The following is an 8,537-nucleotide window of genomic DNA, read 5'->3' on the forward strand; positions in this document are numbered from 1 at the left end:
CTCACGGTCGGCGCGGCGGCCCGTCTCCGGCCGGCCGGCGAGCCGGCGGTGGAGCCCGGCGACGGGGAGGCCGGCGCACTGCACTGCCTGCTCGTCCCGCTGGACGGCGAGGCGGGGCACCGGGCCGCGTTCGGCACCGGCCCCGGCGGGCTCTACCTGCTGCGCTCCGGACACTGGATCGACGCCTACGCGGCCCGGCTGCTGCACCACCCGGACGGGGAGCCGCAGCCGGCGGCCCCGGCCGCGGCGCCCAAGCCGTTCCGGTTCCGGATGGTGCCCGCCACCACCGGCGACATCCTGCTGCTCTGCACGGCCGGCCTGGCCGGCCCGATCGCCGACGAGCCCGCGGTGGCGCGTTTCCTCTCCAACCACTGGGCCCACCCGCACCCGCCGGGCAGCGTCGACTTCCTGCGCCAGGTCCAGGTGCGGGCCAAGGGCTACGCCGACGACCGCACCGCCGCCGCGCTCTGGACGGAGTAGCGGCGGCCGACCGCCGGTCCGGGGCCGTCGCTCAGTCCAGCAGGGCGGCGGTCACCGAGGCCACCTGGGCGAGCGCGTCGGCACGGTCGGCGCCCGGCAGGCCGACGGCCAGCGGGACGGCGAAGCCGTCGAGGACGGCGCGGATCTGGCGTGCCCGGTCCTGCGGTTCCCGCCCCGCGTGCCCGCCGTCGCCGGCGGGCGGGCGGCGGAAGGCACCGGAGGCGACGCCCTCCTCGATCAGCGCGACCAGGTCGGCCTGCCACGGGGCCTCGATCTCCAGCTGGCCCTGCCGGATCTCGGCGCTGGCGGGCGAGCGTCCCCAGACCTCGACCCAGAGGATCCAGCGGGGATCGCCGGGGCCCTCGGGCAGGTAGAGCTCGGCGTAGGCGGCGAGCCGCTCGCGGACGGTGCGGTCCTGCCGGGCGAGGGCGGCGCGCCGCCGCTCGCCGAGCTGCTCCTCGCTCCAGCGGAGGGTCTCCAGCAGCAGCTGGTCCTTGCTGCCGAAGTAGTAGAGGAGGTGGCCGGCGCTCATCTGCAGTTCACGGCCGAGTCCCGCCATGGTGAGCTTGTCGAGGCCGTGCTCGGCGATCGCGGCCCGGGCGGTCGCGAAGACCTCCTCGCGGGGCCGTGCGGCCCGGCGTGCCCGCGGCTCGGCCATGTCCTGTTCCTCCTGGTGGTCGGGCCCCCACCTTAGGGCTTCGCCGTCCGGCGCCGGTGGGCGGTCTCACCAGCCGCTGTGCTCCTGGCCCTCGGCCTCCTCCTGCCGGCCGGCGGTACGGCCGGCCTCGTACACCTTGCGGACGAAGTCGGCGGCCTGCTCCTGGTCGAGGTCGTCGGTGAGGCGCATCAGCTCGTCGGTGAAGGTGATCAGCCAGTGTGTGGTCATGCCCTCATGACACCGTGCGGGACGCCTGCGGAGCCCGCCGGACACCGTCCGGCGGGCTCCGCGCCCTGCACAATCACTCGTCCGGCCGGGGCCGGACCGGCGGTCAGAACGCCGAGTCGTAGGTGTAGTACCGGGTGTGGTCGAGCATGTCGGCCGGGGCGGTGTCGTTCCACGGCTTCATCGCGGTGTTCAGCGCGACCACGTTGGTGGTGGCGGCGGTCGGCAGGTAGCCCTGCTGGGGGTGGCGGCGCTGCCACTCGGCCCACAGCTTGTCGATGAAGCAGTGGTGCAGCCAGAACACCGGGTCGTTGGGGGACATGCCGGTGCCCATCAGGCCGCCGACCCAGACGTGCACCCGGTTGTGCAGGTTGACGCCGCGCCAGCCCTCCAGCTGGTTGCGGAAGCCGGCCGAGGAGCTGTTCCACGGGGCGGCGTCGTAGGTCTGGACGGCGAGGACGGACTCCACCTCGGCCCGGGTGGGCAGTTGGGCGACGCCGGTGCCGAGCGAACGGCGCAGGTAGTCGCGGCTGTCGGGGCGGACGGTGATCGTCCACTGGCCGCCGCCGCCGGCGAACGGGCCGGTGGTGACGCGGTTGTCGCCGGAGCGGCCGTTGCCGCCGAGCATGTCGTCGGCCCACAGGCCGGCGGTCGCGGTGCGGTCGGCCGTCCAGTCCCAGTAGGGCAGGGTGACCGAGGGGTTGACGGACTGCAGGTCCTGCTCGAACTGGAGCAGGAACTTGCGGTGCCAGGGCAGGAACGAGGGCGAGCGGTGGCCCGTCCGCTCGCCGTTGTCGGTGTCGCTGACGATGAAGCGGTTGTGGGTGCTGACGTAGGCGTCGTAGCGGCCGAGCCGCTTGAGCTGGAGCAGGGCGTCGACGAAGTCGCGCTTCTCCTTGGCCGTGAGGGTCGCCTGGTTCTTGCGGACCGCCATGGTGTCCTCCTGGAGGTGCTGGTGGGTGAGTGCGGGGGAGGGGCGGGCCCGGTCAGGCGATCGGGACGAGCGTGGCGCCCTGCAGCTCGACCACGGCGGCGCGGGCGAGCGCGAGCGGGGTCTGGTGCGGCTGGTAGTGGTTGACGACGCTGATCCACGTGCCGTCGGCGTTGCGCATGACGTGCAGTTCCTCGCCGTCGATCTGCACGGTGTAGTCGGCGCCGTGGTGGTGGTGGTGGCCGGATGCGGCGGGCCGGCCCTGGATGCGGCGGCCGCGGTAGACCTCGTCGAAGGTGTCGTGGCCGCCGGGCCCGGCCGCGGCGGCCGGGGTTCCGGTCGGCCCGACGAGGCCGAGGACGGCGGTGCCGACGGCGGCGGTGAGGGCGACACCGGCGCCCTGGAGCATCCGGCGGCGGGTCAGCTCGGCGTGGTGGCCGGCTTCGGACATGGGTGATTCCCCCCTGGTGGAGCGGATCTGACGACGCGTCGGCGGCGGCACGTGCTTGTGGCATATGCGCCGCCGCGCGGTCCCCATGCTGGCAAGGCGCGGCGAGGCCGCGGAACCGCCCATCGGCGGGGGCCGGTCGGCAGACCGAAATCCGGACACCGGTGAACGCTCAACGAACGGCACCGGCCGTGCCCGACGGGGGTGCTGACGCCGCGTCGGCCCGTCCCGGGTGATCAGCCCTGCGTGTCGGCGGACCCGTCCGCGGGGGTGGGCCGGGTGCCGTACTCGGCGGCCCAGCGGCTGCCGAGCAGCACGATGTCGGCCGTCTCCACGGCGCGGCCGGCGGCCCGGTCGTAGTAGGTGCGCTCGACGGCCAGGACGGGAGCCGCGGGCGTGGTGCCGAGCAGGGCGGCCTCGGCGCGCGAGGCGCCGCGGGCGGTGACCCGCTCCACCGGGGTGCCGACCTCGACCCCGATCAGCGCCATCCGGTCGGCGACGCCGATGCCCGCGTAGGGGCCGGCCTCCGGCAGGACCACCAGGGTGCCGCCGGTGACGGCCATCGGCTCCCAGGAGTCGGCCAGTTGCACCGGCTCGCCGTCGGCGCGGTAGACGTACGCGGTGTGCATCACCGGGTCGCCCGCGGCGATGCCGAGGCGCTCGGCGATCCGTGTGTCGGCCCGGGCGGTGGTCGACTCGCTGTCCCAAGTCGCCCGGACGCCCTGGGCGGTGAGCAGGGCCTCGGTCGGCGAGCCGGTGCCGGCGGCGACCCGCGGGCGGCGCACCAGCAGGGGCCGCTCCTCCTGCGAGCGGACGAAGTGGCCGCGGCCGGGCCGCGCGACGACCAGGCCCTCGTCGACGAGCACGGCGTAGGCGCGCTGGCCGACGGTGCCCGAGTACCCGGTCTCCTCGCGGATCTCGGAGAGCGAGGGCAGGACGTCGCCGGGTGCCAGGTCGCCGGACTGGATGCGCTGGCGGAGCTGCTCGGCCACCCGGAGGTACGGGGGCGGCGAGCTGTCCTGACTCATCCTGTGTCCTCTCACTGTGTGACCGCGAGGTGACAGAGTATCCGTCCGCCCACTAGTCTATTAGTACAGTTCCAGTCTGTTACTAGGGAAGGGGCGGTGCAGGTCAGCGTGCGTGCGAACGTCCTGCGCGAAGCCCTCGAACGGGCCACCGGAGAGGTCGCGACGACCACCGGCAAAGCCCCTGGCGCTGTCCGCATCACCGTGACGATCCCGGAGCGGTGCACCGACGAGCAGTGGGCCGCCGTGCTGCGGATCCTGAGGTCCGTGGCGCGCTGGGGCGCCAGTGACGGCTCCGGTCGCACCGTGGTCTGGGCCGAGGTCCAGGAGGACCCGTGCTGAAGCCGAACCCCGATCCCGACCCCGCACCCCGCGAGTCCCGCGAACCCCTGCCCGAGCCCGACGAGGTGCCGCGCTACCGGCGCTGCGGGCGGTGCGCCCGCTGCCACGGCGGCGGCCCCGGCGCGCCGCCGACCGGCGACTGCTGGTCCGACTACCTGGACGCCGTCACCGCCGTCCTCACCCGCGCCGCCGGCGGCTGAATCCGTTCGAGTGAATCCGTCCGGTCGAAGCGCTCCGGATACGGGAACGCCGGGGCCGGCGCGGCACCTCGCGGTACCGCGCCGGCCCCGGCGCACGAAGACCGAGTCTGCGTCAGCCCTGCGGCTGCTGCTGGGTGATGCAGTGGATGCCGCCGCCGTTGGCGAAGATCTCGCGGGCGTCGACCAGCTCCACCGTCCGGCCCGGGTAGGCCTCGGCGAGGATCGCGGCCGCCTCCTGGTCGCGCGGGTCGTCGAAGGCGCAGAGCACCACGGCGCCGTTCGCCACGTAGTGGTTGATGTACGAGTAGTCGACCGGCTCGCCCTCCTCGTCCAGCAGCACGGTGGGCGCGGGCAGTTCGATCACCTGGAGCGGCCGGCCCTGCGCGTCGGTGGAGGCGCGCAGGACCGCCACCAGCTCCCGGCAGACCTCGTGGTCCGGGTGGGCCGGGTCGGGCTGCACGTGCGCCACGACCACGCCGGGGCGGACGAAGGAGGCGACGATGTCGATGTGCCCGCGGGTGCCGAACTCGTCGTAGTCGCGGGTGAGTCCGCGCGGCAGCCAGATCGCCTTGGTGGTGCCGAGGAAGGCGTGCAGCTCGGCCTCGACCTCCTCACGGGTCCAGTCGGAGTTGCGGCCCTCGCCGAGCTGCACGGTGTCGGTGACCAGGACGGTGCCCTCGCCGTCGACGTGGATGCCGCCGCCCTCGTTGATCAGCCGGGAGGCGAAGCGCCGCACGCCGGTGAGGCCGGTGATGTGCTCGGCGATGTCCTGGTCGTTGCCCCAGCGGGCCCAGGACTGCGCGCCCCAGCCGTTGAAGATCCAGTCCGTCGCGGCCACCGCGCCCTTGCCGTCGACCAGGAAGGTCGGGCCGATGTCGCGCATCCAGGCGTCGTCGAGCGGCCGCTCCACGATCTCCACCTCGGGGGCGACGTACTTGCGCGCCTCGTCGGTCTCGCCGGTGTTGACCACCAGGGTCACCGGCTCGTACCGGACGATCGTGTTGGCGACGGCGGCCCAGGCCTCGCGGCCGGCGTGCAGGTGCTCGGGGGAGTCGAAGGTGGGGTTGGCGGTCGGGAAGGCCATCCAGGTGCGCTCGTGCGGGTGCCATTCGGCGGGCATCCGGAAGCCGAGCTCGGCGGGAGTGGTCATGAGGGTGCGTTCCTATGCAGTGGTGGGGGTCAGAGGAAGTAGAGGCGGCTGAGCGAGACGCTGTCCGCGGGGTCGGAGCGCAGCGGTTCGCCGTCCAGCGAGACCAGGCCGGTGGTGGCCTCCACCTGGACGCGGCCGATGCGGGCGTTGCGGATCATGTCCTTCGGGCCGATGCCGCGGGTGCCCCGGACGCCCACCCGGCGCCTGCGGGTGGGCAGTTGGTCGCCGGCGACGTCCAGGTAGGAGGCCTCGGCGGCGGCCTGCGAGACGAAGGCGACCGAGATGTCCGCGGCGGTGGCGCCGTGTGCGCCGAACTGCGGCCCCAGCACGAGCGGTTCGCAGCGGTCGGTGGACGCGTTGGGGTCGCCGACCACGCCGTACGCGGGGAAGCCGGCCTTGAGGACCAGCTGCGGCTTGGCGCCGAAGTGGTCGGCGCGCCAGAGCACGATGTCGGCGAGCTTGCCGACCTCCAGCGAGCCCACCTCGTGCGAAAGGCCGTGCGCGATGGCCGGGTTGACGGTGAGCTTGGCGATGTAGCGCAGCACCCGCTCGTTGTCGTCGCCGCCGGCGGTGGTGCCGTACGAGCCCTCGCCGTCCATCGGGCCGAGCTCGGCCTTCATCTTGCCGGCCATCGCGAAGGTGCGGCGCACCGTCTCGCCGGCCCGGCCCATGCCCTGGGCGTCGGAGGAGGTGATGCCGATGACCCCGAGGTCGTGCAGCACGTCCTCGGCGCCCATCGTGCCGGCCCGGATCCGGTCGCGGGCCATCGCGGCGTCGCCCGGCAGGTCGACCTTGAGGTCGTGCGCCGAGACGATCATGCCGAAGTGCTCGCCGAGGGCGTCCCGGCCGAAGGGCAGGGTGGGGTTGGTGGAGGAGCCGATGACGTTCTCCACGCCGGCCATCTTCAGCACGTTGGGGACGTGTCCGCCGCCGCAGCCCTCGATGTGGAAGGCGTGGATGGTGCGCCCCTCCAGCACCTTGATGGTGTCCTCGACGGAGAGGCACTCGTTCAGGCCGTCGGTGTGCAGCGCGACCTGCACGTCGTACTCCTCGGCGACCCGCAGTGCGGTGTCCAGGGCGCGGGTGTGCGCGCCCATGTCCTCGTGCACCTTGAAGCCGGAGGCGCCGCCCTCGGCGAGCGCCTCGATCAGCGGAGCCGGGTCGGAGGAGGAGCCGCGGCCGAGGAAGCCGATGTTGACCGGCCAGGCGTCGAAGGCGTTGAAGGCGTGCCGCAGCGCCCAGGGGGAGTTGACACCGACGCCCCAGACCGGGCCGAACTCCTGGCCGATGATCGTGGTGACGCCGGAGGCCAGCGAGGCCTCCATGATCCGCGGCGAGAGCAGGTGGACGTGGGTGTCGATGGCGCCGGCGGTGGCGATCATGCCCTCGCCGGAGACGATCGTGGTGCCCGTGGAGACGACGACCTCCACCCCGTCCATGGTGTCGGGGTTGCCGGCCCGTCCGATCGAGACGATCCGGCCGTCCCGGATGCCGATCGAGGTCTTGCGGATGCCCTGGACGGCGTCGATGACGACGACGTTGCTGATCACCACGTCGCAGGTCTCGCGGATCGCGGTGGCCTTGAGGTGCAGGCCGTCGCGGGCGGTCTTGCCGAAGCCGGCCAGGAACTCGTTGCCCGGCTCCTGCGAGTCCGACTCCACCCGGATGATCAGCCCGCTGTCGCCGAGCCTGATCCGGTCGCCGGCCCGCGCGCCGTGCACGGAGATGTAGTCGTGGGGACTGATCGAAGTCACGATTCGACCTCCGCGTCGTCGAAGCCGGTCAGGTAGCCGGTGGCGCGCGCCTTCTCCAGCGCGGCCTCCTTGGCGCCGGGCGCGTCCAGCGGCCCGTCGACCAGTCCGGCGAAGCCGATCGCGACCCGTGCGCCGCCGATCGGGACGAGGCCGACCTCGACGGTGGCCCCGGGGTCGAACCGCACCGAGGACCCGGCAGGCACGGCCAGGTGCGTGCCGTAGGCGGCGGCGCGGTCGAAGGCGAGGCGCGGGTTGGCCTCGAAGAAGTGGAAGTGCGAGGTGACCGAGATCGGTACCGCCGCGGTGTTGTGGACGGGCAGGACGACCGTCTCCTCGACCGGGTCGTAGCCGTCGCCGGCCCCGGCCAGGGCGGCGCCGGGCGCCTCGTCGCCGAGCGAGCCGGCGCCGCGGAACGGGTCGTTGACCACGGCGAGCCGGGTGCCGTCGTCGAAGACCGCCTCCACCTGGATCACGGTGACCACGTCGGGCACGCCGGGCAGCACGTCGTCGGCGGAGAGCACCGAGCGTCCGGCCTCGATGGCCTCGGCCAGCCGCCGGCCGTCGCGGGCCGCCTCGCAGACGGTGTCGGCGATCAGCGCGGTGGCCTCGGGCACGTTCAGTTTCACGCCGCGGGCGCGGCGGGCGCGGGCCAGTTCGGCTGCTGTGAAGATCAGCAGCCGGTCCCGTTCGGTGGGGGTCAGTCGCACGGTTCCTCGCTCGCGGGTGCCGGTGGATGGTGGACGGTGTTAGAACGGCGTTCAAACATCGGGGCCCCATTGAACCCGGGCCCGGCCGTCGTGTCCAGCGTTGCCTGCCCGCGGGTGCTCCGCACGGCGGCGCGACGGTGGCGGCCCGGTGGTGCTCCGGCGGCGGCCCGGCCGGGCTCCGGCGGAGCTCCTGCGGCGGTGCGGGCGTGCGCCGGGGGCGCCCGCGGCGTGGCCGGGTGCGGCCCCGTGCGCCCCGTCAAACCTCGTCGGCCGTGTCCGGAGGATCACGCGGCCGCTCCCGAGCCCCGCTTCACCCCGGGTGGCCGGGACCGGGCTGTTGCGGGCCGTTGGGAATGGGCATGAGGACTTCCGACGGCTGGACGCCCCCGGAGGGGGAACGGGTGGGGCGTTCCTGAGCAGGGCGGGGGCGTTTTGATGGACGGTCAGCCACGTTTTCCGCACCGGCGGCCTTCGGTCGCCGGGCCGGGCGGCGGGCGCACGGGATCCGGCGGCCGCACCGCGCGGGACGGGGGTTCCGCCGAGCCGGGCGCGTCCGGTGCGGAGACCGCCGCCGGTCCGGTGCGGGCGGGCGGTCCGCCGCCGCCGCGGGCCGCGCC

General features: G+C 74.1%; 10 protein-coding genes and 1 pseudogene. 3 read left to right on the plus strand and 8 right to left on the minus strand.

What is annotated here, in order from left to right; translation table 11 throughout:
- Positions 1-480 (plus strand): annotated as a pseudogene (locus ABZ641_RS18920) (hypothetical protein); the annotation flags it as partial.
- Positions 481-511: 31 nt separating this feature from the next.
- Here ABZ641_RS18920 and ABZ641_RS18925 read toward each other — a convergent pair.
- The 5 genes from ABZ641_RS18925 to ABZ641_RS18945 form a co-directional block, all read right to left on the minus strand.
- The gene (locus ABZ641_RS18925) at positions 512-1,138 is read right to left on the minus strand and encodes a TetR/AcrR family transcriptional regulator (protein WP_344624476.1); all 627 of its coding nucleotides are present in this window, start codon (positions 1,136-1,138) and stop codon (positions 512-514) included.
- A 66-nt stretch (positions 1,139-1,204) separates the two neighbouring features.
- A complete protein-coding gene (locus ABZ641_RS18930) occupies positions 1,205-1,366 on the minus strand; it encodes a hypothetical protein (RefSeq protein ID WP_344624475.1) in 162 nt (53 codons plus the stop codon).
- A 103-nt stretch (positions 1,367-1,469) separates the two neighbouring features.
- Entirely contained in the window at positions 1,470-2,297 is an 828-nt protein-coding gene (locus tag ABZ641_RS18935) for a tyrosinase family protein (protein WP_359983176.1), read from the minus strand.
- A 52-nt stretch (positions 2,298-2,349) separates the two neighbouring features.
- Positions 2,350-2,745, minus strand: coding sequence for a tyrosinase cofactor (locus ABZ641_RS18940; protein ID WP_359983177.1), 396 nt, complete (start codon positions 2,743-2,745; stop codon positions 2,350-2,352).
- A 233-nt stretch (positions 2,746-2,978) separates the two neighbouring features.
- A complete protein-coding gene (locus ABZ641_RS18945) occupies positions 2,979-3,770 on the minus strand; it encodes a GntR family transcriptional regulator (protein WP_359983180.1) in 792 nt (263 codons plus the stop codon).
- Positions 3,771-3,866: 96 nt separating this feature from the next.
- On the opposite strand from ABZ641_RS18945, the gene ABZ641_RS18950 reads away from it, so the two are divergent.
- Together ABZ641_RS18950 and ABZ641_RS18955 are read left to right on the plus strand one after the other, a co-directional pair.
- Complete coding sequence (locus tag ABZ641_RS18950; RefSeq protein WP_344624471.1) at positions 3,867-4,109, plus strand: hypothetical protein; 243 nt, start codon at positions 3,867-3,869, stop codon at positions 4,107-4,109.
- The gene (locus ABZ641_RS18955; RefSeq protein WP_344624470.1) at positions 4,103-4,309 is read left to right on the plus strand and encodes a hypothetical protein; all 207 of its coding nucleotides are present in this window, start codon (positions 4,103-4,105) and stop codon (positions 4,307-4,309) included. Before ABZ641_RS18950 ends, ABZ641_RS18955 begins: the two co-directional genes overlap by 7 nt.
- A 112-nt stretch (positions 4,310-4,421) precedes the next feature.
- Here the strand turns inward: ABZ641_RS18955 and ABZ641_RS18960 are convergent, their stop codons facing one another.
- From ABZ641_RS18960 to ABZ641_RS18970, 3 genes are read right to left on the minus strand one after another with little or no spacing between them, the layout of a single operon-like run.
- Positions 4,422-5,459 (minus strand): agmatine deiminase family protein, encoded by a 1,038-nt coding sequence (locus ABZ641_RS18960; protein ID WP_359983183.1) that lies wholly within the window; start codon positions 5,457-5,459, stop codon positions 4,422-4,424.
- Between the two features lie 29 nt (positions 5,460-5,488).
- A complete protein-coding gene (locus ABZ641_RS18965) occupies positions 5,489-7,204 on the minus strand; it encodes an urease subunit alpha (protein ID WP_344624529.1) in 1,716 nt (571 codons plus the stop codon).
- 5 nt (positions 7,205-7,209) lie between these two features.
- Entirely contained in the window at positions 7,210-7,920 is a 711-nt protein-coding gene (locus tag ABZ641_RS18970) for an urease subunit gamma (RefSeq protein WP_344624468.1), read from the minus strand.
- Positions 7,921-8,537: the final 617 nt, after the last annotated feature.

The organism is Kitasatospora sp. NPDC007106, from assembly GCF_040634455.1.
GTDB classification, from domain to species: domain Bacteria; phylum Actinomycetota; class Actinomycetes; order Streptomycetales; family Streptomycetaceae; genus Kitasatospora; species Kitasatospora arboriphila.

Coding starts and splice junctions, on each gene's coding strand:
- ABZ641_RS18960 (WP_359983183.1), bottom strand. CDS start 5,459: ATGACCACTCCCGCCGAGCTCGGCTTCCGGATGCCCGCCGAATGGCAC.
- ABZ641_RS18945 (WP_359983180.1), bottom strand. CDS start 3,770: ATGAGTCAGGACAGCTCGCCGCCCCCGTACCTCCGGGTGGCCGAGCAG.
- ABZ641_RS18925 (WP_344624476.1), bottom strand. CDS start 1,138: ATGGCCGAGCCGCGGGCACGCCGGGCCGCACGGCCCCGCGAGGAGGTC.
- ABZ641_RS18940 (WP_359983177.1), bottom strand. CDS start 2,745: ATGTCCGAAGCCGGCCACCACGCCGAGCTGACCCGCCGCCGGATGCTC.
- ABZ641_RS18930 (WP_344624475.1), bottom strand. CDS start 1,366: ATGACCACACACTGGCTGATCACCTTCACCGACGAGCTGATGCGCCTC.
- ABZ641_RS18935 (WP_359983176.1), bottom strand. CDS start 2,297: ATGGCGGTCCGCAAGAACCAGGCGACCCTCACGGCCAAGGAGAAGCGC.